General features: G+C 61.5%; 1 protein-coding gene. It reads left to right on the top strand.

Going from position 1 to position 335, the window contains the following annotated elements; translation table 11 throughout:
* The coding region (locus SB753_RS35650) for a hypothetical protein (protein WP_410804794.1) at window positions 1-335 on the top strand (335 nt) is incomplete at both ends.

Here is a 335-nt window from a genome sequence, read left to right on the forward strand (position 1 = left end):
CGTGTCTCGAGCGGACTCTTCTACTACGTAGAAGTGCGGCAGCGCCCGCCGGCTGCAAGTGGGCAGGTTTTCGATCCGAATATACCGCTAGGCGGTTCGCCGCGCGACGGCGGAGTCGTCGTCTACAAGATTCTCACTGACGTTAATAACACCAACCAGCAATGGCGATACGTAACGTTGCTTCACGACGATCAGGTGCTTGCAACCGGCGGTGTCGCGAGTGATCCGGCACGCGCGCTGACGATCACGGTACTCGACGACAATGTCGCATCGTCGCCGCGCGTGTGCAGCGTTCGGGTGGCATGGGCGCAGGCGATCAGCGACGACCCGAGTGG

This window comes from Paraburkholderia sp. SIMBA_053 (genome assembly GCF_046534895.1).
GTDB classification, from domain to species: domain Bacteria; phylum Pseudomonadota; class Gammaproteobacteria; order Burkholderiales; family Burkholderiaceae; genus Paraburkholderia; species Paraburkholderia caledonica.